General features: G+C 44.4%; 19 protein-coding genes and 1 other annotated feature. Of the genes, 2 read left to right on the top strand and 17 right to left on the bottom strand.

The window, feature by feature from the left end; all coding sequences use genetic code 11:
* Positions 1-9 precede the first annotated feature (9 nt).
* The 7 genes from ACLTWA_RS12235 to ACLTWA_RS12205 form a co-directional block, all read right to left on the bottom strand.
* Positions 10-489, bottom strand: a complete 480-nt coding sequence (locus ACLTWA_RS12235; RefSeq protein ID WP_412328054.1) for an RNA polymerase sigma factor — start codon at positions 487-489, stop codon at positions 10-12.
* 128 nt (positions 490-617) lie between these two features.
* Positions 618-1,358: an RNA polymerase sporulation sigma factor SigE gene (sigE, locus tag ACLTWA_RS12230; RefSeq protein WP_412328052.1), complete on the bottom strand. Its 741-nt coding sequence runs from the start codon at positions 1,356-1,358 to the stop codon at positions 618-620.
* A 29-nt stretch (positions 1,359-1,387) separates the two neighbouring features.
* Positions 1,388-2,224 carry a sigma-E processing peptidase SpoIIGA gene (locus ACLTWA_RS12225; protein WP_412328051.1) on the bottom strand — a complete coding sequence of 279 codons (837 nt, stop codon included), beginning with the start codon at positions 2,222-2,224 and terminating at the stop codon, positions 1,388-1,390.
* Between the two features lie 310 nt (positions 2,225-2,534).
* Positions 2,535-5,174, bottom strand: coding sequence for a valine--tRNA ligase (locus tag ACLTWA_RS12220; RefSeq protein ID WP_412328049.1), 2,640 nt, complete (start codon positions 5,172-5,174; stop codon positions 2,535-2,537).
* Between the two features lie 67 nt (positions 5,175-5,241).
* Positions 5,242-5,464 (bottom strand) — a binding site (T-box leader).
* Positions 5,465-5,552: 88 nt separating this feature from the next.
* Entirely contained in the window at positions 5,553-6,368 is an 816-nt protein-coding gene (locus ACLTWA_RS12215; RefSeq protein ID WP_412328047.1) for a hypothetical protein, read from the bottom strand.
* Positions 6,365-7,588 (bottom strand): DUF5716 family protein, encoded by a 1,224-nt coding sequence (locus tag ACLTWA_RS12210; RefSeq protein ID WP_412328046.1) that lies wholly within the window; start codon positions 7,586-7,588, stop codon positions 6,365-6,367. The genes ACLTWA_RS12215 and ACLTWA_RS12210 overlap by 4 nt, the downstream gene beginning before the upstream one ends.
* 17 nt (positions 7,589-7,605) lie before the next feature.
* Positions 7,606-11,178, bottom strand: a complete 3,573-nt coding sequence (locus ACLTWA_RS12205) for a DUF5717 family protein (RefSeq protein ID WP_412328045.1) — start codon at positions 11,176-11,178, stop codon at positions 7,606-7,608.
* Positions 11,179-11,321: 143 nt separating this feature from the next.
* Between ACLTWA_RS12205 and ACLTWA_RS12200 the strand changes: the two genes are divergently transcribed.
* Together ACLTWA_RS12200 and ACLTWA_RS12195 are read left to right on the top strand one after the other, a co-directional pair.
* Positions 11,322-12,479, top strand: a complete 1,158-nt coding sequence (locus ACLTWA_RS12200; RefSeq protein WP_412328043.1) for an NADP-dependent malic enzyme — start codon at positions 11,322-11,324, stop codon at positions 12,477-12,479.
* 76 nt (positions 12,480-12,555) lie between these two features.
* Positions 12,556-13,080, top strand: a complete 525-nt coding sequence (locus ACLTWA_RS12195) for a DUF4364 family protein (RefSeq protein ID WP_412328042.1) — start codon at positions 12,556-12,558, stop codon at positions 13,078-13,080.
* 346 nt (positions 13,081-13,426) lie between these two features.
* On the opposite strand, the gene ACLTWA_RS12190 is transcribed toward ACLTWA_RS12195, so the two are convergent.
* The 10 genes from ACLTWA_RS12190 to ACLTWA_RS12145 all read right to left on the bottom strand — a co-directional run bounded on the left by ACLTWA_RS12190 (position 13,427) and on the right by ACLTWA_RS12145 (position 26,560).
* Complete coding sequence (locus ACLTWA_RS12190) at positions 13,427-14,386, bottom strand: D-2-hydroxyacid dehydrogenase (RefSeq protein ID WP_412328041.1); 960 nt, start codon at positions 14,384-14,386, stop codon at positions 13,427-13,429.
* A 141-nt stretch (positions 14,387-14,527) separates the two neighbouring features.
* A complete protein-coding gene (locus tag ACLTWA_RS12185; protein ID WP_412328039.1) occupies positions 14,528-15,271 on the bottom strand; it encodes an amino acid ABC transporter ATP-binding protein in 744 nt (247 codons plus the stop codon).
* Complete coding sequence (locus ACLTWA_RS12180; RefSeq protein ID WP_412328037.1) at positions 15,272-16,072, bottom strand: amino acid ABC transporter permease; 801 nt, start codon at positions 16,070-16,072, stop codon at positions 15,272-15,274.
* A 106-nt stretch (positions 16,073-16,178) separates the two neighbouring features.
* Entirely contained in the window at positions 16,179-17,075 is an 897-nt protein-coding gene (locus ACLTWA_RS12175; RefSeq protein WP_412328035.1) for a transporter substrate-binding domain-containing protein, read from the bottom strand.
* A gap of 67 nt (positions 17,076-17,142) precedes the next feature.
* Entirely contained in the window at positions 17,143-17,742 is a 600-nt protein-coding gene (gene yihA, locus ACLTWA_RS12170) for a ribosome biogenesis GTP-binding protein YihA/YsxC (protein WP_412328033.1), read from the bottom strand.
* A gap of 12 nt (positions 17,743-17,754) precedes the next feature.
* Positions 17,755-20,073: an endopeptidase La gene (lon, locus tag ACLTWA_RS12165; protein WP_412328032.1), complete on the bottom strand. Its 2,319-nt coding sequence runs from the start codon at positions 20,071-20,073 to the stop codon at positions 17,755-17,757.
* Positions 20,074-20,150: 77 nt separating this feature from the next.
* Positions 20,151-21,452: an ATP-dependent Clp protease ATP-binding subunit ClpX gene (clpX, locus tag ACLTWA_RS12160; RefSeq protein ID WP_412328031.1), complete on the bottom strand. Its 1,302-nt coding sequence runs from the start codon at positions 21,450-21,452 to the stop codon at positions 20,151-20,153.
* Between the two features lie 63 nt (positions 21,453-21,515).
* Positions 21,516-22,103, bottom strand: a complete 588-nt coding sequence (gene clpP, locus ACLTWA_RS12155) for an ATP-dependent Clp endopeptidase proteolytic subunit ClpP (RefSeq protein WP_412328030.1) — start codon at positions 22,101-22,103, stop codon at positions 21,516-21,518.
* An 81-nt stretch (positions 22,104-22,184) separates the two neighbouring features.
* Complete coding sequence (gene tig / locus ACLTWA_RS12150) at positions 22,185-23,471, bottom strand: trigger factor (protein ID WP_412328029.1); 1,287 nt, start codon at positions 23,469-23,471, stop codon at positions 22,185-22,187.
* Between the two features lie 110 nt (positions 23,472-23,581).
* A complete protein-coding gene (locus ACLTWA_RS12145; protein ID WP_412328028.1) occupies positions 23,582-26,560 on the bottom strand; it encodes an EAL domain-containing protein in 2,979 nt (992 codons plus the stop codon).
* Positions 26,561-26,562 lie beyond the last annotated feature (2 nt).

Here is a 26,562-nt window from a genome sequence, read left to right as displayed (position 1 = left end):
ACTCCTTTCTTAGGTAAATTCCGGTTCCAGTGCAATCTTTAGTTTTTTAAGTGCACGGTAAAGTCTGCTTTTAACAGTACTTGCGTTCATATCCATGACTTCTGCAATCTCCTCAAGCTTCCAATCTTCCAAATATTTTAGTATTACAATGGCCCGGTCTTTTTCTTCCAGAGTGTTTAAAAGCTCCAATGGATCATCTTCCCGGTATTGGTCTTCATGAGGAATATCCACATCATAAAGACTTACCTCTTCCCGTTTTCTTTTCCTTAGACAGTCAATGGCTGTATGAATAACAATCCGGTAAATCCAGGTGGAAAGGAAGCTGCTTTCTTTCACTTTATCCAGTTCCCTGATTGCCCGGTAAGCACTTTCCTGGACAATATCAAGGGCATCCTGTTCATTCTTTACATAGCTGTACGCAAGCCGGTAATACTTCTCATAATTTTCTATGAGTATTTTCTCTGCTTCCGCTTCAATCTTTTGTTTCATTTTTTCCTCCTCTCCGGGTTCTACTTATTAGACGTTATAAACTCTGAAAAAGTTTCAATATTTGCATAAAAAAGGAAAGACTCCATGAGCCTTTCCCGAATACACTACACCCTTATAATACTACACCCCTATTCAAAACGGACGATTTCTTTTTTCAACCGCTTCATGATCTTTTTTTCCAGCCTTGAGATATAGGACTGGGAGATGCCAAGCAAATCTGCCACTTCTTTCTGCGTCATCTCTTCTCCCTCCTCATCCGTCAGCCCAAACCGCAGTTCTACGATCTTGCGTTCTCTGGGACTTAAGCGGCTGATGGCGGTATTTAAAAGATTCCTCTCCACTTCTGTTTCCAGATCCTTGTAGATCACATCCTCATCAGTACCAAGGATATCGGAAAGCAAAAGTTCATTGCCATCCCAGTCGACATTAAGAGGCTCATCAATGGAAACCTCCATCTTTGTTTTATTGTTCCGACGCAGATACATCAGTATTTCATTTTCAATGCAGCGTGATGCATAAGTAGCCAGCTTAATATTTTTCGATGGATTAAAGGTATTAATGGCTTTGATCAGTCTGATGGTACCGATGGAAATTAAATCTTCCACACCCACGCTGGTATTATCGAACTTCTTTGCTATGTATACAACAAGCCGGAGATTATGCTCGATTAATTCTGATTTTGCTTTCTGGTCTTCGTCGCCGCCAAGAAGTGCTATGATCTGCGCCTCCTTTTCATTGTCTAAGGGCGCCGGCAGGATATCCGCTCCTCCGATGTAATGGATTTCCCCCTGAGACGGCATCACAAGCGTCCTGAATGTAGGAATTGCCTTAAACTGAAAACGATTTGGTACGGAAACTTTTATTATCATGTCGATACTCTCTCCTTTACATCAAACATTTACTCATCGTGCAACAGCATCTGGTATTCACCATTTACAGATAACGTCTTTTTATAGACAGCTACCAGAGGCTTTATAATTACTTTTACTTCATCTCCCTGGCGTATTTCCATTTCGTCCAGAAAAATCCCAGGCAATACACCACTGCTTTTACCAACACTTCCAAAAGGAATATAAATAACCTCTGATACATTTTCACAGATTTCCCGGACAGCTTCATAGGTCACAACATGGACAGGCCGGCGGCTTATGGGTTCATACAGCCGGTTTCCCGTATCAAGAAGAGCCGTCACTTTCTTTTCCTTTCCTCTGTAGCGCATGGTGACTTCAAAAAAATTGCTTCTTCCTTTCCATATCCCCGGAATCCACCAGAGCAAATAACGAATACCAAAGTAAGCGCCTGCCGCAAGAAAAATCAACCGGTAAAGAGGGAAGGCTTTTCTGCCATTTCCCCTAAGAATCTGTTCTATATAATAACCGGCCTTCGTATGTTGATATAGGATATTCATAATTCCTGATACCACGATTGCAGCCAAAAAAAGTGCTCCTACTGCTTTGCATATCTCCTTTGGTTTTTTCACATTGAAGGCCGCCATTACCATCAGGGTGCTGATGACTAAATAGGTAATAACCATTTCCAGCCATAAGGGCAAGATAGGAAAAGCGGCGGCAAATACGGCCCACGCCGCCCCTATAAATGCCCCAAGAATCATTCTCCAGATAATAAGACGGTATTTCATGCCCCGCCTTACAATGGATAATACCAATAAATCCATGGTAAAATTAATTAAGAACAATACGTCTATGTACAGGTTTATTTCCGTTGCTGCATTCACCTCCCGCCCTGTACGAACATTATAGCCAGTATATCATTCAGAATTTGTCAAAACCATGGGGATAATTCCACTTTTTCATCGTCTTTTTCCGTCCTGCTGCGGCACAGGATGACATATTTTTACACAGGATAAATCACTGGAAAGACAAATACAGCCGTGTCCCCATACATACGTTTCCCATTCACCAGATTGCAGCTGCTTTGGAAAAAATAACTTTCCTATAAAATAAAAAACAGCCGAACCTGGCATTTCTGCCGTGTTCGACTGTTTTTCACAAACTATTTTTTATTGTCGATATTTATAAATATATTCAGGAAAGCTGTAAAAGCCTTTCTTTTACCTGCTCCATCATCTGAGTATATTTTTCAAGCTTTGCTTTTTCTTCCTGGATTTTAGCTTCCGGAGCCTTGCTTACAAACTTCTCATTGCTTAACATTCCGGTTACACGGGCCAGTTCTTTGCTTAACCGGTCTTCTTCCTTCTTTAACCGTTCGATTTCTTTCTCAATATCAACCAGTTCTGCAAAAGGCATATAGATGACTGCCTGATGGATCACCGCTGACACTGCATCATCAGAAATCCCGTTCTTATCCTTCTGCAGATAAACCTCTCCGGCATATCCAAGAGTGGCAAAGAATACTTTGCTGTTCTCAAAAATATCAAGAATCTCCTGATTTTCAGACACAACATAAACCTTTGCCTTTTTACTTGGGGGCACATTCATGGAAGTACGCACATTACGGATTGCTCTTACCGCTTCCTTAATGGTCTCTACAGCCCGCTCTTCGGATTCAAAATTCCATGAATCTTCATATTCCGGCCACCGGGAGATCATGATGGATTCCTCCTGATCCTGCAGAGTACAGAATATTTCCTCAGTCACAAAGGGCATATAAGGATGAAGGAGCTTTAAGGACCGGATCAGCACGGTCTTTAAGGTCCAGATGGCAGCCGCTTTTGTGGTATCAGTATCATCCCACAGTCTGGGCTTCACCATCTCAATATACCAGTCACAGAACTCTTCCCATATAAAGTCATAAACCTTTTGAAGCGCAATCCCAAGCTCATATTTATCCAGATTGTCTGTCACGTCCCTGGCAAGAGTATTTACCTTTGATAAGATCCATTTGTCTGCCATGGTAAGCTCGGACAGCTGGGCCTCTGTTTTGGGTGCTTTTTCAATATTCATCATGATGAAACGGGAAGCATTCCACACTTTATTTGCAAAGTTTCTGCTTGCTTCCACACGTTCCCAATAAAATCTCATATCATTGCCGGGAGCATTCCCTGTAATAAGGGTCATGCGAAGTGCATCTGCTCCGTATTTTTCAATCACTTCCAGAGGGTCAATGCCGTTTCCCAGAGATTTGCTCATCTTACGCCCTTCGGAATCTCTCACAAGGCCATGCATCAGTACCGTATGGAACGGCAGCTTTCCGGTCTGCTCAATGCCTGAAAATACCATACGGATTACCCAGAAGAAAATAATATCATAGCCGGTAACCAGTACGTCTGTTGGATAGAAATACTTTAAATCTTCTGTTTCCTTCGGCCAGCCCAGGGTCGAAAACGGCCAGAGAGCAGAAGAAAACCAGGTGTCAAGCGTATCCTCATCCTGGGTGAAATGTGTCCCCTTGCATTTTGGACATACCTCTGGTGCTTCCTTTGAAACAACGATTTCTCCACAGGTATCGCAGTAATAAGCTGGAATCCGGTGTCCCCACCAGAGCTGTCTGGAGATACACCAGTCACGAATGTTCTCAAGCCAGTTAAGATAGGTCTTATCAAATCGCTCCGGAACAAACTTTAAGGAGCCATTCTTTAATGCTTCAACCGCTGGCTTTGCCATCTCCTCCATCTTAACGAACCACTGCTGTTTCACCATAGGCTCTACGGTGGCGCCGCACCGGTCATGAGTTCCTACCGCATGGGTGTGTGGCTCAACCTTTACCAAAAGTCCCTGTGCCTCTAAATCCTTTACCATGGCCTTTCTGGCCTCATACCGTTCCATGCCGTGGTACTTGCTTCCCGGAAGGTTGATGGTGGCATCGTCGTTCATAATAATCCGTTCCGGCAAATCATGTCTTTTTCCAACTTCAAAGTCATTGGGGTCATGGGCCGGAGTGATCTTCACACAGCCGGTACCAAACTCTTTATCAACATAAGAATCGGCAATTACCGGTATCTCCCGGTCTGTCAGAGGAAGCTTTAACATCTTCCCGATCAGATCCTGATACCGTTCATCATCCGGATTGACAGCTACCGCACTGTCTCCAAGCAGAGTCTCCGGTCTTGTGGTCGCGATCTCCACAAATCTTCCTTCTTCTCCTGCAATGGGATAATTGATGTGCCAGAAAAAGCCATTCTGGTCTTCGTGCTCCACCTCAGCATCGGAAATGGAGGTCTGGCACACCGGACACCAGTTTACGATTCTGGAGCCTTTATAAATATAGCCTTTTTTATGAAGACGGATAAAAACCTCCTGAACCGCTTCCGAACACCCATCATCCATGGTAAAGCGTTCTCTCTCCCAGTCAGCGGAGGAGCCTAATTTGTGAAGCTGATTGATGATCCTGCTGCCATAATCCTTTTTCCAGTCCCAGCATTTGGAAAGAAAGCCATCTCTTCCAAGCTCCTCCTTATCAATGCCCTGCTGTCTTAAGCTCTCAATCACCTTTACTTCTGTGGCAATCGCTGCATGGTCTGTTCCCGGCTGCCAAAGTGCCTCAAATCCCTGCATTCTTTTGTAGCGGATCAAAATATCCTGCATGGTATTGTCAAGGGCATGGCCCATATGAAGCTGTCCGGTAATATTTGGCGGAGGCATCACAATGGTAAACGGCTTCCTGTCCTTATTTGGTTCTGCATGGAAATATCGTTTATCCAGCCATTTCTGATAAAGCTTTCCTTCGATCCCTGCCGGATCATAGGTCTTCTCTAACTCTTTCATCATCTTCTCCTTTATCCTTTCACATGGTTTTTCGTAGAAAAAAGAAAAACCCTCTGCATCCTGGGATGCAAAGGGCGAATCATCGCGGTACCACCTTTTTTTATATGGCATGTTCTGCCATACTTCTTGTGGCCTTTAACGCTGCCAGGCGTGAAGGCTTACTGTCTTCTCCGTTCAGCCTTCCGGTTCCAAAGCTACCTTCCGAACACACTTCCTTAACCGCCTTTCAGCCGATGGACGGTTTTCTCTTTCAGGGTTATGAACGTACTCCTCTTTTTCTCTACCTTTTCTTTATTCCCACCCGCACTCTTTTGGTAAAAGCCATACTGCAGGGTGTTTTCTTATACTTTTTAATGATAGTGTCTTTTTAGAAATTTGTCAAGACATAATGTTACGGTATTCCTGTTTCCACTTCTGGACAAGCTCTCCCGCACCCTGAAAGCGCTTAATGGGATCCTTTTGAAACAGTTTTTCCAGTTCCAGAAGACTGTCCGCTTCCCCTGCCAGCTCTTCTGCCCTTAACCGCTCCTGTTCGGCTTCCTGCTTCATTTCCTCCGTAATCAGAGCCTGAAACCTCTCATGAACTGCAAGGCCGGAGTTCCACTGGGACAGATGATATATTTTCTTTAAAACTTCATTGTTTTTTACCAGATCAAAGGATTTTTCATAGGCCTTGCAGGCCTTTTCGGTCATAAACAGCCGTGCATAGGAAGCCCCCAGATTATTATAGATTTTTGCCCGAAACCCATCATTGACATGGCTTCCCTTCGGCAGATCAAGAATCTTCTGATACTCAGACACTGCTTTTCCGTATTGCTTTCTGGAAAACAGGAAATCCGCCCGTTCCTTTAAAAACTCAGCCTCCGGCATCCGCCGGTAAGCGGCCAGCTTCTGCTTAAAACGGTTCACCTCTGCTGCATGATAATAATCGCATTCATGGAGAATTACAGCCAGAATTTCATCCCCATCCTCGCCGCTTTGCTGCAATTTCACAAGCTTTTGGGCGAGAAACGCCATATCCAGATCCTCCCGGATAAATTCAATCAGGGAACTATCCACAAAATCCTCCATGACCAGGAGAGGATTGTTATAAATTGCATAACACAGTTCCTGGGAAGAAAACAAACGGACGCCCAGGCCTTCAAAATAATACGGGTGTTTCACCGGCTCCTGCCGGCAAAGAATCAGACTCATAGCATGACCTCTTGTCTTATGACTGCATCCGTCGCAGGAAACAGTTCTCCAAATCCTTTGTCTTTCAGTACCACTGCCATGGTTTTCTCATCCAGAAACCCAAAGCTCAAGCCCAGTCTAGTAGTTTTATTGGGCCGGTTGGGAAATCCTTCTAACGCAATCCTTACCAGACGCCTTTGCTTCGGATCCATGGGAGTTACCATAAATTCCACGTAATCCTGATTGTCCAGGATCAAATCTACACTGCTCTTTGATTCATACCAGTTGTCACCGGCCGCCGCCACAACAAGCTGGCTTTCCCGTTCCTTGTGGAGTACCCGCATGGAAACCGTAGAACGAAGCCTTCCTTCACAAATACAGGTAAACGGATAAGCCGTCTTTTCCTGCATATAATCCATTCCCTTAAAAGCTGCTCCCCTCGCAAAAAGCTCCGGTTCCATATAAACCTTCCGGCGGGAGCATAATACCTTCATGGAATCGATTGCCCAGTCATGGCGCTCAAATCCTTTTCCAGTGAGGAACACAGAGGAAAACAGCTTTTTTTGAAGAAGCCGTTCCGCGCAGGAGCTTAATATCTTATCCGCCAGTTTCCCTCCGGACGGTGTATCCAAAATATCAAGATTAAAACTTTCTTCCAGGGCTTCATCTTCTGCAATCACCATGGTCTTCCGTAACCCCCGCTGCACCTTCAGTTCATGATAGTGAAAGGAATCCTCTGACAAATCAAATACCCCTACCTGATTGCTCCAGACCTCTTTCTTCTGGCTGAGAGTATAGTACACAAACCCTTCCGTGTGGCTTATAATATGAACTCTGTCTCTGGAAATCCCTAGAGAGTCTGCACAATGCATAAGAGAATCCATCAGCTTTAAATCCACCTTCTGTAAAGTGATCACCAGTTGTTTCACTTCATCACAGAAAAATTCCTCCATCGGAAACTTCAGTATTTTTTTTAAATATATTGTTAAAAGTTCAAGCCCCTCGTATTTGGTTCCGCCCAACGTCGCGGTGCCCTCTTTTCTAACCATTTTTATCAGCTTATCTACAATGATGCCTTCTCCCACAAGGGTATAGGCATAAGCCTCTTCCCCCACATACCAGGCATCTTCATCCTTCTTACGGCAGATGACCGTAGGAAGGCACCATGATTTTTCCCTGTCATGGCAGCATATGCGGGTATAGGCATCACAGAGATCAAGCCCTATTATCAGTCCGTCCATCGACAGCCCCCTTTATCTCACATCAGTGGAAATAATTCTTCTGCAGCTGCATTCTTTTTCAAATACTCCTGCATCCGTTTTTTAAGCCCGGTTTCGTCCTTTAAATTCAAGGACAGGCTCATTTCATTCAGACACGCAAACCTGCTGTCCGAATCTTTAGGGGATTTACCAGTGTCACAACTAACACTGCCTTCCTTTTTCAGTACCCACTTATCATCAACCAGTTCGCTGATCCGGTACTCCATGATCTCGCCTTCAAACAAAATCTTCTGCTTGACAAACACCCCCTGGTATACCCGGGAAATGTCTTCGATGTGAAATTCTTCCTCATCGGGAAGAATCCGTATCTGAAGCTCAATCTTGGAATCCCTGGCTGCACAGTACTGAATCATGACCTTATCAAGAATATCCTCCGGGATAGGAATGTACTTTGCCAGGTCTTTATAATGGGGGAATACATATCCTTCTTCCAGAAGATAGTCCACCGTTTCCCTGCACAGCCCGATCTGTTCTTTTGAAAGGCTGGAAAGCCTTGCATAATATCTGGATAGGGCCAGCAGATAAATGGTCGGAAGACGTCCTTTGACAGAAGAACTCTTTATCAGACCTTCCAGATAAGCGAATATCTTTTCTTCCGGCTCTTTTTCCTCCATAAAATATTCCGTACACTTTATGGTAAAATAGGCTCTCACGATATTATCGCTGGTTTCCTTACGGGTTCTGTATAAATGGAATACCTTATCGAGTTTTGCTGCACAGCCGGAGAACATCATCTGAGCGGTCAGCCGTTCCTCCATGTCATACGTCTCCACATGTCCGGAAACTCCCTGCATAAGCACCTCATACATCTGGTCTGTAAGACCGTTAAAATGTTCACACAGATAATCCAGGATAACACTGTCATGTTTCCCGTTCTGAAACACCCTATAAGCCAGGGATAGCAGCAGGGGATCTTCATCGAAAAGATTTTGAAGAATCATTTTCGTACACAATTTATAAAGACATTCTGTCTCGATTCCTTCGCTGCCGAATTCACGGATCATCTGGAAGGCTTCTTCCATATAGCCATTGTGGATCAGGGTATTGCAGACTCCGATCCGCTCTGATTTTGTCAGCACCTTTTTGTCCAGATTCAACAGATATCCGGCACCCTCTGTGCCCTCTTTAAGAACATCGGACTGATTCTGGTAAAATTCAATAACTCTGGATAAAAGAAGCCTTTGATAAAAGGGCCTTAGCTTTGGATCTTCCAAAGTCGCTTCTAAAATCTTCACCTCAGCCATGTCAGACACGCCGCCGGCAAGGACCTTATCGCAGGCTCTCAACCGGAGCATGGAATGTTCCGGATAAAGCTCAAAGCATCGTTCTTCCAGTTCCGGACGGTCCATGACCGGTTCCTTTTTATATGGAACATTGGCATACCGGTTTCCAAAGGAATCCTGAAACAGAAGAATGCTGTGTTCAGAAAAAAGCGGAACGTAAGCAATCCCATCTTCAAGAAGGAATGCATCTTCCTCCGTCATCTCTTCGTAACAGACAATGACGTATTTCATCTTCGGATTGCTGCACTCCACCCGGTAAGAGCGCAAAATGGATGGAAGTACCATCGCCATAGGAAGATCAATCACATCTTTTAATATCATCCGTTCGTAGATCGCTGCCAGACGGTTGTTGATCCGGGATTCAAATAACTGCTCCGTAGCAAACTTTTCAATGGTTCGTTCGTACGCCTGATACAGCGGGTCTGAAGGCTCTAAATACACCAGGACATTTTTATAAAGAACCGTCCGGCTGTGAATATCCAGTTCATTGCCTCCATAGGAAAAGTAAAGCAGCACTTCCTTTGGCAGAAGGTAGCAGTAATCTCTTGGAAGCGCATACAAATAATATTCATAAAGTCTCGTCAGACTGATTCCGGCCTTTATTCCTTTTTCATACCAGGCAAAGGCTTCTGCCATACGGCATTCCCCTTTAATCAGGAGCGCACAGATTGCTTCCAGCACTTCCTTTTCCGGGTATTCCTTATAAAGCCTTACAAGCATCCGGTAATGAAGGCGGTTAAAGTGCTTGGCCGTCAGGGTAAGCCTTGAAACCGCTAACGCCAGCTTCTTTTCCACCAGCCCCTTTCCGGCACAGTGAAACAGAATCTGAAGTTCCATAGGTCCAACGGCCCGCATCAAATCCGGTGCGCTGTTCAATACCCGGCATCCCCATACATAGAAAAAGGGGCTTCTGACGCCCACATCATATTGCCGTTTCAGCATGGAAAACAGAGCAGGCATATGTTCAAAGAGCCTTTTATCCAACTTGATGAGCAGCACAAAAAGCCAGGAAAGCTTCCAGTCTTCTTCCAGATATTTTTTCATCAGGCGGATCAGGGATTCCTTCTGATATTCATCCGGCTGCACATTTAAGCGCAGATACTGATAGTAGCAGTATAATTCTTTCTGTTCCTGACGCTGTTTTAAAATGTCATCTCTGCACTCATCAAGAAGCAGCGCTGCTTTTGAAGGCTTTTCCCTAAACAAGCATACTTCCGCTCTCAAAAGCTTATAAAGGCTGGTTTCCCCTTTCATCAGTTCCAGTTCATCAAGGGCTTTTTCCATCTCTTCGTAAAGATTGTCCGTACTCTTTTTCCCGGATTCCTTCTCCAGACGAAGCCGCAAAAATCGGCCGAAAGCCTCTTTTGCAAAGGCATCCTCCGCCGATATCCCTCCTCCTGGGTTTACAACTGCCGTAACCGGTATGAGAAATCTGTCTTCCACACCAGTTATCATGATTCTGCCGGAATTTTCTCCCTGATGCATTCGTTCCGGGTGGACCAGAAACGGGATACTGCAGGTATCATCTTCAAAATCATATTCTCCGACACTTTTTTTCGGTAACTCTATAAAATCACAGTCCGTTGAAACCTCCAGGTTCACATATCCCCAGCCGCTGCGCGTGATTACAACCTGGTCCTTTACAACGTCCTCCAGTTCTCCAAATATCCGTTCTGTGGTTTCCACCGATAACTTCACCGGCTTTTTGACCTTCAGCGCGGTTAAAAATTCTTCCAGTTCTTTTCTTCTGTCCGGCCTTCCTTTTAACCCATCATAAATTGCCCTTATATGAAGATCTTTCATAAAGGGAGCCGTGACAAAATCGCGGTACTCGAATAAACGAAGAGCCGTGTCCATATCTTTCTTTGCAGTCTCTGCAAAATCTTCTGCTGTTTTTAAATCACTCAGCGCTTTTCCTGACGTACTCAGCTCCACACGAAAAGAATAAGGGACTTCTCTCTCGCCGCCATTGGTAACCAGATAAAAAGATCCCTTAATCACATCCCCATCTTCCAAATAACTGCCGTTTATCTCATAGACCAGATGGTTATATGTACCGCCAAACGCTCCGTTAATAAGCCTGACGCGATAATTCGAGGAATATGCAAGTCCTTTTATGTGCAGATTATTCTCACTGGTAACGACAAGTTCCCGCCTCGTGGCTCCTCCGGAGCGCACCACATCATCAATTCCCGATGGGGTAACCTTAATCTTTGGAATTTCTGAATCAATGATGCCTTTTGCCAGCCTGTTGATCCGTTCTCTCATAGTGCCACCTGTATCTTAAATTTCCTTATCTTATTAGCTTGCTTAAATTTAATTACTCTATATTCTAACATATTTTCTATTGATTTAAAACCCTAAAATTGGTATGATATAATAAAAACTGTTGAAAAAAGGACAAACTCATTATGACAACCAACGAAAAAGCTTTATTGCTGCATAAAGAATGGAACGGAAAGCTGGAAATAAATTCCAAAGCAAAGGTAAAAACAAGGGAAGATCTGGCCCTTGCCTATACCCCCGGCGTAGCAGAACCATGTAAAGTCATCGCACAGGATCCGGATGCCGCCTACCAGTACACGATGAAATCCAATACGGTTGCCGTAGTCTCAGACGGCAGTGCGGTTCTCGGCCTTGGAAACATCGGCCCTCTTGCTGCCATGCCGGTCATGGAAGGAAAGGCTGTACTGTTTAAAGAATTTGGCGGGATCAATGCCATTCCCATCTGTCTGGATACCCAGGACACAGAAGAAATCATTAAAACCGTAGTGAATATCGCTCCGGCTTTCGGCGGTATTAATCTGGAGGACATTTCCGCTCCCCGCTGTTTTGAAATCGAAGAACGGCTAAAGGAGCTTCTTCGTATCCCGGTATTTCATGATGACCAGCACGGAACTGCAATCGTGGTTCTATCCGGTATTATCAATGCCTTAAAAGTGACCGGAAGAAAAAAAGAAGAATGTAAAGTCGTTGTAAACGGCGCAGGTTCTGCTGGAATTGCCATTACAAGGCTTCTTTTGACCTATGGATTTGTTCATGTTACCATGTGCGACAGGATCGGAATCCTTGCAAAAGGCATGGAAGGGCTAAACTGGATGCAGGAAAAGATGATGGATATGACGAATCTGGAAGGGGCACACGGTTCATTGGCAGATGCCATGAAGGGTGCTGACATCTTTATCGGTGTATCCGCTCCGGGAATCGTTACGGAAGATATGGTCGCTTCCATGAACTCTGACTCTATCTTATTTGCAATGGCAAATCCGGTACCTGAGATCATGCCGGATCTTGCAAAGGCTGCCGGAGCCAGGGTCGTGGGTACCGGAAGATCTGATTTCCCAAATCAGGTGAATAATGTGGTTGTTTTCCCAGGAATCTTTAAAGGTGCACTGGAAGGACGGGCAACTGCCATTACCGAAGAGATGAAGCTGGCTGCAGCCACCGCTATTGCTGACCTTGTGGCACCTTCAGAATTGAACGAAAACAACATCCTGCCCGAGGCTTTCGATCCCCGTGTTGCAGAGGCTGTAAGCCGGGCGGTAAAAGATCATATCCGGCAATCATAAAGCAAAAGGATCAGCCGGAAGATCATTGATCCATTCCTGAAATTACGGCGCGCAGAATGCGTCACTGGAGGTAACTATGCTGTCAGAACCCATGACCCTGTACAAACTGATGATTTTATATATGCTAAAGCAGGTAAACTTTCCCCTGACCAGCGCCCAACTGTCAAACTTTTTTCTGGAGCATGAATATACCACTTATTTCACATTGAACCAGGCACTCAATGAGCTGCTGGAGGCAAGACTGCTTCATGTGGAGACCAATCACAACAGCAGCCGGTATGAGATTACGAGAGAAGGGGAAGAAACACTTTCCTTTTTCGGGAACAAAATCTCTCCCGCTATCATCAATGATATGGATGAGTATTTAAAGAACAACAAATTCCGCCTCCGCAATGAAGTCGGCGTCACCGCAGACTATTATAAATCCACCAGTCAGGATTATGTGGTCCACTGCGAAGTACGGGAAGGAAAAAACTGCCTGATAAACCTGGAACTTTCAGTTCCTGACAAGGATCAGGCAGAAATCATGTGCGATCATTGGAAATCCAAAAGCCAGGAAATCTATGCGTTTGCAATGAAATCGCTGATGAGCGGTTCTTAGCATACTCCTGGCTGCAGGCTTTAAGGGGGCAATCAGCTTGAATAAAATCCATGTCAAAAAAACAAGGTTTCAAACGATCAAAGACCATTATCAATTGATATACAGGCAGCAAAGGAAGAAGCTGTTCTTATTTAAAGTCAAACTTTTATTAACCATTGTTCTGCCGGTCCTTATATTCGCACTCGGGCTGAAAGCCGCCCGTACTTTTATTCAGATGAAAATACGCCAGATATTCACAAAACCCATCCCAAAGAACAGGGAAGAAGAGGCAGTTCTGTCACACCATGATAAGCACTTTCCTGGATAATTCATAATCAGACCGGCAAAACCGCTGCAACCCAATCGCCTAGGACCTTACAATATTCCTTTCTTCTCCGCGAAGAAATGCCGAAATATTTTCATATACCTCTTTCAGACACCTTTGTCTGGCCTCTACAGTCGCCCAGGCAATATGAGGAGTGACAATAAGCTTTGTACTGTCAGTTATGCGAAGCAGCGGATTGTCGGACAGCATGGGTTCCACACTGACCACATCAAGGCCGGCCCCTGCAATTTCATCTGATTCCAACGCTTTGACAAGCGCTTCCTCATTGACGATCTTTCCTCTTCCCAGATTGAGCAGTACTGCTGTTTTCTTCATCTTTTTCAAGGCTTCTTCATCAATCAGATTCTCCGTAGCAGAATTTAACGGTGCATGGATGGAGATAATGTCCGAGGTTTTTAATAAGGTCTCGTAGTCCACCTGTTCATAGGAAGAATTGTTATTCTTACCGGAAGTAGAATAATAGATAATCCTGCAGCCAAACACTTTTGCAACCTCTGCAACTCCTCTTCCAATCTCTCCAAATCCAATAATCCCCCATGTTTTCCCATAAAGCTCATGAAATTTCTTATCAAACCGGCTGAAGATATCACTGGCCGCATATTCCCCTGATTTTACAAACTGGTCATAATAGGATAACTTTTCATACACATAAAACAATAGCGCAAAGGTATGCTGTACTACGGACTGGGTCGAATAGCTTTTTACGTTTGCCACTGCAATATTTCGCTTGTTTGTATAATCAAAATCTACAATATTGGTTCCTGTGGCCGTAAGACAGATCAGCTTCACATTCTTTGCCTGATCGAGGACCTCTGCATTCATGGGAACTTTGTTTACTACAATAATATCTGCATCCTGGATTCTTTTTGCATTCTGACCGGGTTCCGACTTATTATACCGGATGATTTCTCCCAGATTATCGAAGGGGGAATAATCCACATCATCTCCCAATGTATCTGTTTCCAAAAAAACTATCTTCATAAAAACCTCCGTCTCAAATGTTTTTTACTTGGCTGCACCAATAGATGCATAAGCTTTTCGTCATATATGCTTTAAGCATATCAAAAAGGAGCTGGCTCCACAACTGATCGTTCAGTTATTTTGCAGCAGCCCCCTATTCTCTTATCCCTGCATAAAGCGGTTTAAAAATTCCTTTGTAGAGTTCTTTTGAGGATTTCCAAAAATATCTGCGGGTTTTCCTTCCTCTTCAATGACTCCTCCGGCCATATAAACCACGCGATTGGACACATCCCTTGCAAATGCCATCTCATGGGTCACAATGATCATGGTAAGCCCTTCCTTTGCCAGTGTTCTCATAACTGACAGCACTTCTCCTACCATCTGAGGGTCAAGAGCTGATGTAGGTTCGTCGAATAAAAGAATCTCCGGTTCCATCGCCAAAGCCCTGGCAATCGCCACTCTTTGCTTTTGTCCGCCGGACAGCTGCCTTGGCTTGGCATTGATGTAAGGAGCCATTCCAACTTTCTCCAAATACATCATAGCTTTCTTTCTTGCTTCTTCTTTATCCTTTTTCAGTACCTTCACCTGCCCGACCAGACAATTTTCCAATACCGTCATATTATTAAACAGATTAAAGCTCTGAAATACCATACCAACTTTGGTTCTGTAAGATGGTGCATTCATCTTTCTGTCCGTAATATCCACATCATGGAATAAGATCTCACCGGTCGTCGGTGTTTCCAAAAGGTTAATGCAGCGCAGGAGCGTTGATTTACCGGAACCGGAGGCTCCGATGATGCAGGTCACATCGCCGGCATTCACAGAAAAATCAATATCCCGCAAAACCACGTTGGCACCAAAGGTCTTACTTAAATGATGAATTTCCATTATTTTTTCTGCTGCCATTTATTTATCCTCCTTCTCTTTCGGATCCGGGAACTTCACCAGACCGCTGGTGTAAGCCAGCGTATCTGTAGTAGCCAGATCGTAGCTGTCCGGACCGTCCATCTTCTTTTCCCAGTGGCGAAGAATTCTGGAACATGCAAAGGTCAGAATAAAATACATGATCATGGCAATGGTAAATGCTTCAAAGTAAGTGTAATAAGCACCTGCCACATCCTTGGTTGAATAAAATAATTCCACTACACCGATAACGGAGAGCACGCAGGTATCCTTGATGTTGATGATTAAGTTATTGCCGATTTGAGGCATGATGTTACGGAGTGCCTGAGGCATAATAACATTTACCATAGTCTGGAAATGAGTCATACCGATTGCCTTTGCGCCTTCAGTCTGTCCTGGATCAATGGAAAGGATACCGCCTCTTACGGTCTCCGCCATATACGCACCGGTATTGATAGATACAATGAAGTAAGCAGCAAAAGCAATGGACATATTGATATTAAAGAGGGCAGAGGAACCAAAAAATATAAACATGGCCTGAACCATCATCGGAGTTCCACGGAAAATTTCAACATAGACATTTAAAATAAATTTTACAACATTTAATAAGAAACGCTTGGCAAGATTATCATTTTTTGATACAGGAATGGTCTGAACAATTCCTACAGCAAAACCAATGATACAACCAATAATCGTTCCGACAACAGCAATCGCCATTGTCTTTCCAGCGCCACGCAAAAGAGCTAGACCGTAATCATGCAGAATAAATATAATTCTGCCAAAAAAATCTGATGGTAAAGACATATTACCTTCTCCTTTTCACAGTGTCATTCAGACAGCACAAGCGGCACGGAATTGAACGCTGTTGTCCTTCCCGTGCCCGCAAATCTTGCTTCTTTTCTATTACCGATTATTTTGATAACGGCTGTACGGAAATGGCTTCTTCCATCATCTTATTGAAGTCAGCCTCTGTCATCTTGGAGAGAACTCCGTTGATGGCATCCTTTAATTCCGTGTTGCCTTTCTTTAATGAAACGCCAATATTGATGTCCTCATCAGACACTTTAAACTCACCTTCTGTTCCGGTAAAGTCAAGAAGTTTAAAGTCGGGATATGCCATCAGTGCAGCCTGTCCGGTTGGCTTATCTGTAACAACCACGTCACATCTGCCGGTGCTAAGCGCTACCAGCATAGCAGGTGCGGATTCCATCGCAGGCAGAACGTTTGCCTGTGGAATCTGAGGAAGGCAGCTGTCATACCAGATGGTATTTAACTGGGATGTTCCTGTAGCACCTGCAAGATCTGCCACACTCTTGGCATTCTCATATTTGCTGCCGCTCTTCACCAGAGTGACAATGGTTGCATAATAATAAGGATCTGTAAAATCAACGGACTGCATGCGTTCAGAGGTAATAGACTGACCGGCAATAACACAATCTACTTTACCGGACTGAACTGCCGGCACCAGGGAATCCCAATCCAGCTTTACAATCTCCAGACCGTATCCAAGTTCCTCTGCAATCTTCTTTGCCATCATAACATCATATCCGTATGCGAAATTAGAACTTCCAGAAATCGGAACAGCACCGTTTTCATCATTTGATTGCGTCCAGTTATAAGGGGCATAGCTACACTCCATAGCAACCTTTAATACTTTCTTGTCCCCTTCTTTTGCATCCGCTGCTGTTGTCTCTGATCCAGCGGCTGCTGTTTCCTTTTGAGCTCCGCCTCCGCATGCAGTCAGCGCTGCTGCTGCAAGGGAAACCGCCATAAAAGTTGCTGCTAATTTCTTTATTGTCTTTTTCATAACTTTTTTCTCCTCTTCCTGCCAAAATGAACTCTATGTAATAAATAGATTCATTATAAAAAGATTTTTATTCCTTGTCAAGACTATTTATGGAATCCGATATCAAGTCCCAGATTTCTTCTCTGCCCTGCTTTGTCTCAGCAGAAAATGCAATGACAGTCACGTCACTTCCGATTCCAAGACCGCTGCGGAGAATCTTTAATGATTTCTGCACCTGACTCCGTTTCAGCTTATCCAGTTTTGTTGCAATGATAACCGGCTGATACCCCTGATACACAATCCAGTCATACATGGACTTGTCATTGCCTGACGGCTCATGGCGGATATCTATCAGTAAGAATACGCGCTGCAGCATGGGGGATTTGTGCAGATAATTTTCAATCATCTTCCCCCATTTTGCCTTTACTTCCAGGGATACCTTCGCATAGCCGTAGCCCGGAAGATCCACATAATAAAACGCATCGTTAATATTGTAAAAATTAATCGTCTGGGTTTTTCCCGGCTGGGATGAAGTCCTGGCAAAGGATTTGCGGTTCATCAGAGCATTGATCAGGGAAGATTTCCCCACATTTGACTTGCCAACAAAAGCAAATTCCGGTTTCGTATTTTCCGGCAGCTTGCTGGTGATGCCGCATACAGTCTCCAAATCTACTGTTTTAATAATCATAGGATTTCCTTTCTATTCCTGGACGAAAGCTTCCTTTAAAACCTCCGGCATATGTTTCACATAAACGATGGTAAGATTCCCAGTGATTTCATCGGAAAGTTCCAAAATATCAGGCCGGTTTTTATACGGGACCAGAACCTTTTCCACATGGGCCATACGGGCAGCCAGGATTTTTTCCTTTAAGCCGCCGATAGGAAGGACACGGCCTCTTAATGTGATCTCTCCTGTCATTGCCACCTTGGCATATACTTTACGGTTTGTAACTGCAGACAGCATGGCCGTTGCCATGGTAATTCCAGCAGAGGGTCCATCCTTTGGCACCGCTCCCTCAGGAATGTGAAGATGTATATCATGCTTTTCAAAATAATCATCTTTTACCTGGTATTCCGGACAGACAGAGCGGACATAGCTTAATGCAGTACGGGCTGATTCTTTCATCACATCTCCCATTTGACCGGTCAGCTGAAGATTTCCTTTGCCCGGCATGACGTTGACCTCAATCTGCAAGGTGCTTCCGCCTACGCTTGTCCAGGCCAGACCTCTTACAATGCCAACTTCATCGTCATCATTCACATCTTCAAAGGTCACTTTTTCTTTCCCCAGATATTTTTCAATGCTGGATTCCGTAATCTCAATGACCTGAGACTGATCGTCCAGAAATTGTCTTGCAGCTTTTCTGTAAACAGCCCCGATCCGCCGCTCCAGGGCACGGACTCCTGCTTCTCTTGTATAATTATGAATAATCTTTTCAAGTGCTTGATCCGTAATAATAACCTGGCTTTCTTTCAGACCGTTCTTTTCTCTTTGCTTCCTTACCAGATAATTCTTTGCAATATGGAATTTTTCATTCTCCGTATAGCTGGTTACTTCAATTACTTCCATACGGTCCAAAAGCGGGCCCGGAATGGTAGCGGTGGTATTGGCCGTAGCAATAAAGAGAACATTGGATAAATCAATGGGAAGCTCTACATAATGATCTCTGAATTTTACATTCTGTTCGCTGTCAAGAACTTCTAAAAGTGCCGATGATGTATCTCCCTTGTAATCTCTGCTTACTTTATCGATCTCATCCAAAAGCATCAAAGGATTGCTTACGCCAGCCTGCCTTAAGGCTTCTGCGATTCTTCCCGGCATAGCACCCACATAGGTTTTCCGGTGTCCTCGGATTTCCGCTTCATCCCGGACTCCTCCCAGACTGATCCTCACATATTCCTTATTCAGGGCCTTTGCTACAGAACGTGCGATGGAGGTCTTTCCGGTTCCGGGTGGTCCTACAAGGCAGATAATGGGGCTTGCTCCCTTTTTGGTCAGCACACGGACCGCAAGATATTCCAGAATCCTCTCTTTTACCTTTGAAAGTCCATAGTGGTCTTCCTCTAAGACTTTCTCTGCATGAGCGATGCTGTTATTATCCTTTGATACCTTTTTCCACGGAAGGTCCAGAACTGTCTCCAAGTACATGCGAACCACATTGGCCTCCTGGCTTCCCCCAGGCATCGCCTTAAAGCGTTCAATCTCTTTTTGGATCTTGTCCTTAATCTCCTTGTCCGCTTTTAAGGACTTTAACCGTTTGCTGTATTCATCCGCATCGGACAGCGGATTGTCCTCTCCCAGCTCCTCCCGGATGACCTTTAGCTGCTCTCTTAAAATATAATCTTTCTGATTCTTGTCAATCCGTTCTTTTACGTTGGACTGTAATTCCCGCTTAATCTTCGTGACTTCAATCTCCGTCAGAAGATGCTTCATCACCAGGGCATATCTGTCTTCCAGCATGACACAGTCAAGCACCCGCTGCCGAATCAGATAATCCCAGGACAGCTGCACTGCGATCTGGTCAAGAAGTTCTCCTAAATCGGTAAGAACCAGAAGACCCGGAATCACTTCCTTTGCAATTCTGGGATTTTCCTTGCCATATTCCGAAAGCTTTTCCCTAACGATCTGCATCATGGCCTGTCTTGTAACATCATCAAGGATTTCATCGTATTCCAGCACGTTGTCTATCTCCCCTACCAGCATGGGTTCTTCGCTTTTAAGGGAAAGAAGTTCCACTCGTTCCAGCCCTTCCACCATAACGCGAATCACATTGCCCGGCATCTTTACCAGCTGTTTGACAAGTGCCACAGTGCCGATGTGATGTAATTCTTCAAAAGCAGGGTCTGCTTCTTCCGGATTTTTCTGAGTAACCAGACATACTTTCTGATCTCCTACCATTGCTTTTTCAACTGCAACAACGGATTTTGTCCGGCTGATATCAAAATGTAACATCATTTTGGGAAGAACAGTCATGCCACGCAGGGCGATAACTGGCATTGTGATTGTCTTATCCACCATTATGTTCTCTCCTTTGCATTCAAAAAGGTGTTGCAGCAGTTTTCTCGCTGTAACACCTTCCCGACTCATGCAGGGATCTATGCGATCTCGCCTGTTTTATCTTTTCTTATCTTTTGGGCCAGCGTTTTTCTGGGAACTGCCGTATCCCGGAAAATGAGTTCCGGCTCACCTGTCTTATCTACAACTTCTTTGGTAATCTTGCAGATTCCAATATTACTGTCGGAAGGAACTTCGTACATTAATTCCATCATAACACTTTCCATAATGGAGCGAAGCCCTCTGGCACCAGTTTTTCTCTCAACTGCCAGCTCTGCAATTCGTTCGACTGCTTCCTTGGTCAGTTCAAGTTTTACATCGTCCAGTTCAAACAATTTCTGATACTGCTTCACCAGAGCATTCTTTGGCTCAGTCAAAATCTGCACCAGGGCATCACGGTCCAAAAGCTCCAGTGATACGGTAATAGGCACACGGCCGATGAATTCCGGTATCAGACCGAATTTTACCAGATCCTGGGGAAGCACCTTCCTTAAGAGATCATCGATATCAGACTTGTTCTTATCAACAATTTCCGCATTAAAGCCGATGGAACCGGCACTTAAGCGGCTTTCAATTATTTTTTCCAGTCCATCAAAGGCACCGCCGCAGATGAACAGAATATTCGTAGTATTAATTTGCAAAAGCTCCTGATGGGGATGCTTTCTTCCTCCCTGAGGGGGAACACTTGCAACCGTACCCTCCAGGATCTTTAAAAGAGCCTGCTGAACACCTTCACCGGAAACGTCCCTGGTAATGGATACGTTTTCCGACTTTTTCGTTATCTTATCGATCTCGTCAATATAGATAATTCCGTATTCGGCTCTGCTTATATCATAATCTGCAGACTGAATCAGTTTCAAAAGAATGTTTTCAACATCTTCGCCTACGTAACCAGCCTCTGTCAGGGCAGTGGCATCTGCAATGGCAAATGGAACGTTCAATACCTTGGCAAGGGTCTGCGCAAGGTAAGTCTTACCAGAGCCGGTAGGTCCTAACATCAGAATATTGCTCTTTTGCACATCCACATCCATTTTTGTTCTGGACGTGATTCTCTTATAGTGGTTATAAACTGCTACAGACAATACCTTTTTTGCGTTGTCCTGACCAATGACATAGCCGTCCAGAAATTCTTTGATTTCTTTTGGCTTCATCAGATTGATATCGCTGAAATCAGGTCCTTCTACTTCATGGTTGTCGAATTCTTCCTCCAATATTTCTGCGCACAGATCAATGCATTCGTCACAGATATAAACATTGTTGGAACCGGCAATCAACTTTTTTACCTGATCCTGGGTTTTTCCGCAAAAAGAGCATCGGATCTTCTCGTCTGTTCTGACCGGCATATACACACCTCATTCTTTCCTGCTTAATCGCTCATGCTTTTGGGTATAGAGGTACACCCAGTTTTAACGGTCGTGGCTGTATAGAATTTCATCTATCAGGCCATATGCTTTTGCTTCTTCCGCACTCATATAATTGTCACGTTCCGTATCCCGTTCAATCACTTCATACGGCTGGCCTGTGTTGGCGGCCAGAATCTCGTTCAAACGCTTTTTTATCTTCAGAATGTTTTCAGCCACAATACGGATCTCTGTCGCCTGGCCTTTTGCTCCGCCGGAAGGCTGGTGGATCATGACTTCTGCATTGGGGAGGGCAAATCTCTTGCCTTTTGCTCCGCCAGACAGTAAAAATGCTCCCATGCTGGCTGCCATTCCCATGCATACAGTTGAAACATCGCACTTAATGTAGTTCATGGTATCATAAATTGCCATACCTGCGGTAACAGAACCGCCAGGGCTGTTAATATAAAGATTGATATCCTTATTCGGATCTTCTGCCTCCAGAAAAAGCAGCTGGGCAACTACAAGGCTTGCCGATACATCTGATACTTCTTCTCCAAGAAATATGATCCTCTCCTTAAGAAGTCTGGAATAAATATCGTAAGAACGCTCGCCCTTACTGGTTGATTCAATGACATAAGGTACTAAACTCATTTGTCTTCCTCCTGTCTGTTTTCTTATCAAAACCGAATAGACTCCGGACAATATGCCAGGAATCTACTCGGGTAAATCCACTTAAACTAATTTTGCTTCTGCAACAAGAAAATCTACTGCTTCCTGAACCGCAAGATCTTCCTTCATCTGCTCAATGCCTTTATCGCCAAGAGCTTCCTTTACCTGGGCAGCTTCCATCTTATATGCTTCTGCCATTTTGGCAATTTCCTTCTCAACGGTTTCATCTGCTACCGTAATGTTCTCTGCCTTAACAACCGCTTCTAACACCAGTCTTGTCTGGATTCTCTTAATAGCCTGAGGCTTCATCTGCTCCTTTAAGGATTCGATGGTCATACCAGTAAACTTCATGTACTGGTCAAGAGAAAGTCCCTGTTCCTGCATTCTTCTTGCATAATCATTGACCATGTTGTTTACCTGACTGTCGATCATCGGCTCAGGAATCTCCATGGAAGCATTCTCTACCACTTTTTCTACTACATGATCCTCATTCTCTGTTGCTGCAGCTTTTTCTTTCTTCTCTGCAAGCTTTTCTTTAATATCTTTTTTGTATTCTTCCAAAGTATCGAATTCAGAAACTTCACTTGCAAACTCGTCGTTTAATTCCGGAAGCTCTTTCTTCTTGATCTCCTTAACGGTTACCTTGAACATGGCCGGCTTGCCTGCTAAATCAGTTGCATGGTATTCATTGGGGAATGTAACGTTAATTTCACACTCTTCTCCGATGTTCTTGCCGATCAGCTGCTCCTCAAAGGTATCGATAAAGGAATGGGAACCGATGGTAAGAGGATAATCCTCGCCCTTTCCACCGTCAAAAGTTTTTCCGTCTACAAATCCTTCAAAATCGATTACGGTCTGGTCGCCATCTTCCACGGCTCTGTCTTCTACAGTAACCAGTCTGGAATTCTGCTCCTGGACTCTCTTTAATTCTGCTTCGATATCTTCTTCTGTTACTTCTGCAGATGCCCTCTGTACTTCAATCCCTTTATATTCGCCTAAGGTCACTTCCGGTTTCACTGCAACTGTTGCTGTGTAAATCAAAGCCTTGCCTTTTTCTACCTGTACAATAGCAACCTCCGGTCTGGAAACGATATCCAGTCCGCTTTCCTCTGCTGCATCTCCATATGTCGCATCAAGAGCTTCATTCACTGCATCTTCGTATAAAATGCCAGCTCCATACATCTTTTCAATCATGGCCTGAGGAGCTTTCCCTTTTCTGAAACCTGGGATATTGAATCTGCCCTTATTCTTATTATAAGCTGCAGTAAGAGCCTTATCAAATTCCTCAGCCGGCACCTCTACCGTTAGCTTTGCCATGTTCTTTTCTAATTTTTCTACTTGTAAACTCATTAATGGGTTCCTCCTTGAAATATATGTGAACCGCCATACCGACAGGGCGTTACACTTCAATTTAGCATTATAACATACTCGTCCTGTAAATTCCAGCATTATTTACGATTTCATCGGGTTTTTCCTGAAAACTCCTGCATTTTCTTCACGATGTATGGGTCCAGTGGACGGATCTCCATCTGAGGTCTTGCAATATAATATCCCTGAAACAGATATACGCCGCAGCTCATAAGAAATTCCAGTTCTTCCGCCGTCTCTACCCCCTCCGCCAGAACGCGGATATGATTTTTTTCTGCAAAATCCAAAAGATTTTTCAAAATGATCTGACGGTTTGGGTCTTCGTGTATGCGCCGGATGAGGCTCATGTCCATCTTTACGATGTCCGGTTTCATATGAAGCAGAACCCCTTCACTGTTATATCCGGTCCCGAAATCATCGATTGCCGTCTGCCCTCCCCACTGCCTGGCCATATCAATTTTGCACTGCATGAAAGTCTGACCGGCCGGTTCCCCTTCCGTCATCTCAATGACAATTCTGGAAAGCAGCTGTCCGTATTGTTCCTCCAGTTCTTTCTGTCCTTCCTTTGTCAGACAGACACTGGCAATGGAATTGATGAACAGCTTTTCGTCTTTGCCAAGCTGGCCGGCTTCGGCTTCGGCCTTTGCCGCTCTCAGCCCGGCAAACCAGGTAAGGACCTCCATCTGCGGAAGCTTCGCCTGGGCCCTGGTAAGATTAAGCACTTCACTGACGCCCTTCATATTCAGGAAATCAGGTCTCATCAAAAGCTCATATCCATAGACAGAGCCTTCCCTGGTGACAATCGGCTGAAAGGCAAACCGGACTTCCTTTCTATCAAGCATCCGGTTAAGTTCCTCACTGCCTGTAAGCATGTAGGCATTATGGGTATGCTCGGAAATATCAAATTCCTTTACCACTCCCTTGACGCTGTGCTTTACCATATACATGGCAAAATCCGCATAATTAAACAGGGTATCAAAGTCTCCGGCATCATCCGGATACCAGGACAGCCCGCCTGATACCCTGACAGGGAACTCATAACCGCCCTCCATATCCAGCGTGAACTCTTTGATATATTTCATGAAATCCCGGATTGTTTTACGGATTTCTTCTTTTTCTTTCCCTTTTAAAAATACAACAAATTCATCTCCGGAATACCTGGAAATGATTCCTCCGCTTTCCATAAACTTTTTCAGGCAGTTTGCAAAAAGTACGATATAGCGGTCCCCTTCATCATGACCATAGGTATCATTTATGTATTTTAAATTATCCAAATCCCACATGATAACAGAGGCAATCTCATCCGTTATTCCTTCTATGGCCGCCTGGGCCTTTTCCCTGAAGGCTCTGCGGTTATAGATATCGGTCAGAAGATCATAGTTTCGTTCTCTTTCCAATTTTTCCTTTTCTTCCACATTGGCGGTCACATCCGTGCATACGCCAAGAATCGTCCCTTCCTTGGACTGGTCAAGGATAACTTCGATCCACCGGTTTCCTTCCGGCCGTTTCAGGCATTTTAATATGCGCTCCCCTTTTTCTTCGATACTGTCAAAGGTTTGTTTCATAAATGACTTGAATTTTTCTGCTTCCAGATAGCAGTAGGATTCTTCGATCCTGCCCCAGCCAAGCATTTCAAAGAGAGATTTACTGCAGAAAACACGGTTCTTTTCTTCCTCGTATTCAAACACACCTACAAGCACATGGGCATGTTCCAGGATTCCTGACATCTTTGAGGAGGCTCTTTCTACATTCCTGTTCAGCAGTTCAATGGTTTCTGTCAACTCATCGATTTCTCTTACATATACCCGCTCCAAAGACAGGCCTCTGCTTCCTGACTTTTTTCTAAGCTCCGTTACCAGTCTGCGGATTGGTTCTGTGACGATCCTGCCTATCATATAAGCGCCCAGCAGGCTGAAGATGAGGGGAACGAGCATGGAGCTTAAAAGCATGCGCCTGACCGCATTATAAAATGCCAGAAGGTCACTCTGCCGCGCGATGCCTGCAAGCACCCATTCTTCCTCACGAAACGGCCCGGCAGTTCCATAAACCTCCAGATTTTCCACACTGGCATACCACCTGGTGCCATCCGGGGACTGAAGAGAACTTATATTTTCTTTTTCGTTGTTTATGTAATCAATTTTATCACTCTCATTAAAATACTGGTTAAAAAGATAACCGGAGCCAGCCACGGGAACAATGGAACTGGTGCCTTTTTTTCGCATACCCAAAAGCCAGCACTCGTCAAAGCTTCCCCTGATCTGTACTTCCGAGAGAATCTGCTCCAGCTGGCCAACCGACAGCTCCAGACCGCAAACGCCTACAACCGTTCCGTCTTTCATGATGATGGGAGCGGAATAGGTAATCACCTGCATGTCTTTTGGGCTTAACCGAAAAGGCGGGCTTAAATAGGCACATTCCATGGTATCCTTTTGTACCGTTTTCCTTTGAATAGCAGCAAAATAGGGCAGCTTATAAAAACCTGCAGCCCCCTTTTCCCCGCTGTCTGAAAATCCAAGCTCCCAGAAAGAATCCAGAGGAATACCGTATTTTTCAGCCAGAGAAGGCAGCCCCCGCTCCATCAGCAGGGATGAATTGTCATTTAAATATCCTCCGGGATTGGAGTTGCGGATATAAAATCCTGCTTTCATTTCTTCCGGACTATTGACAGCAGACGGCCCGTTTAAGTACACAAAAACTCCTGTGGCATAACTTAAGTGGAGCATATCTATGGATTTTTCCATAATCTTATCAGCGATTTCACTGTTTAAAGCATAATCTCTGTATATATCTTCCGGCTCACGGCCTTCTTTTTCGAGAATCTGCCGGATTTCTTCAGACATGAATCCGGAATTGTTGAGCATGACCGTCCAGTGGTGTAAGGTTTCCTTTTCCAGTCCCAGCTTTGTATTCTCCACATTTCCAGTCAGGATGCTTATTTCATTATTCTTTAATTCAGTGGAAACTCCGCCAAAGAAAACGGTTCCGGCAATAACCGCCGCCTGTAACACCAATAAAACAAATAACGGCCCAAGCAGTTGGGTGCGAATGGATTCACTTCTCTTCTTTTTCATAA

The organism is Lacrimispora sp. (assembly GCF_046972725.1).
Lineage (GTDB): Bacteria > Bacillota > Clostridia > Lachnospirales > Lachnospiraceae > Lacrimispora.
The sequence above is the reverse complement of the archived record's forward strand: the minus strand, read 5'-3'. Positions and strand labels throughout refer to the sequence as shown.

Bases quoted from the DNA above. Each gene is read 5' to 3' on its own strand.
- ACLTWA_RS12185 (WP_412328039.1), bottom strand. From the start codon at position 15,271: ATGGCAGCAGAAAAAATAATGGAAATTCATCATTTAAGTAAGACCTTT.
- ACLTWA_RS12215 (WP_412328047.1), bottom strand. From the start codon at position 6,368: ATGAGTCTGATTCTTTGCCGGCAGGAGCCGGTGAAACACCCGTATTAT.
- ACLTWA_RS12190 (WP_412328041.1), bottom strand. From the start codon at position 14,386: ATGAAGATAGTTTTTTTGGAAACAGATACATTGGGAGATGATGTGGAT.
- clpX (WP_412328031.1), bottom strand. From the start codon at position 21,452: ATGCCGGTCAGAACAGACGAGAAGATCCGATGCTCTTTTTGCGGAAAA.
- ACLTWA_RS12180 (WP_412328037.1), bottom strand. From the start codon at position 16,072: ATGTCTTTACCATCAGATTTTTTTGGCAGAATTATATTTATTCTGCAT.
- ACLTWA_RS12235 (WP_412328054.1), bottom strand. From the start codon at position 489: ATGAAACAAAAGATTGAAGCGGAAGCAGAGAAAATACTCATAGAAAAT.
- ACLTWA_RS12205 (WP_412328045.1), bottom strand. From the start codon at position 11,178: ATGAGAGAACGGATCAACAGGCTGGCAAAAGGCATCATTGATTCAGAA.
- clpP (WP_412328030.1), bottom strand. From the start codon at position 22,103: ATGAGTTTAGTACCTTATGTCATTGAATCAACCAGTAAGGGCGAGCGT.
- ACLTWA_RS12200 (WP_412328043.1), top strand. From the start codon at position 11,322: ATGACAACCAACGAAAAAGCTTTATTGCTGCATAAAGAATGGAACGGA.
- yihA (WP_412328033.1), bottom strand. From the start codon at position 17,742: ATGATTATTAAAACAGTAGATTTGGAGACTGTATGCGGCATCACCAGC.
- sigE (WP_412328052.1), bottom strand. From the start codon at position 1,358: ATGATAATAAAAGTTTCCGTACCAAATCGTTTTCAGTTTAAGGCAATT.
- lon (WP_412328032.1), bottom strand. From the start codon at position 20,073: ATGGTGGATAAGACAATCACAATGCCAGTTATCGCCCTGCGTGGCATG.
- ACLTWA_RS12210 (WP_412328046.1), bottom strand. From the start codon at position 7,588: ATGGACGGACTGATAATAGGGCTTGATCTCTGTGATGCCTATACCCGC.
- ACLTWA_RS12145 (WP_412328028.1), bottom strand. From the start codon at position 26,560: ATGAAAAAGAAGAGAAGTGAATCCATTCGCACCCAACTGCTTGGGCCG.
- tig (WP_412328029.1), bottom strand. From the start codon at position 23,471: ATGAGTTTACAAGTAGAAAAATTAGAAAAGAACATGGCAAAGCTAACG.
- ACLTWA_RS12220 (WP_412328049.1), bottom strand. From the start codon at position 5,174: ATGAAAGAGTTAGAGAAGACCTATGATCCGGCAGGGATCGAAGGAAAG.
- ACLTWA_RS12195 (WP_412328042.1), top strand. From the start codon at position 12,556: ATGCTGTCAGAACCCATGACCCTGTACAAACTGATGATTTTATATATG.
- ACLTWA_RS12175 (WP_412328035.1), bottom strand. From the start codon at position 17,075: ATGAAAAAGACAATAAAGAAATTAGCAGCAACTTTTATGGCGGTTTCC.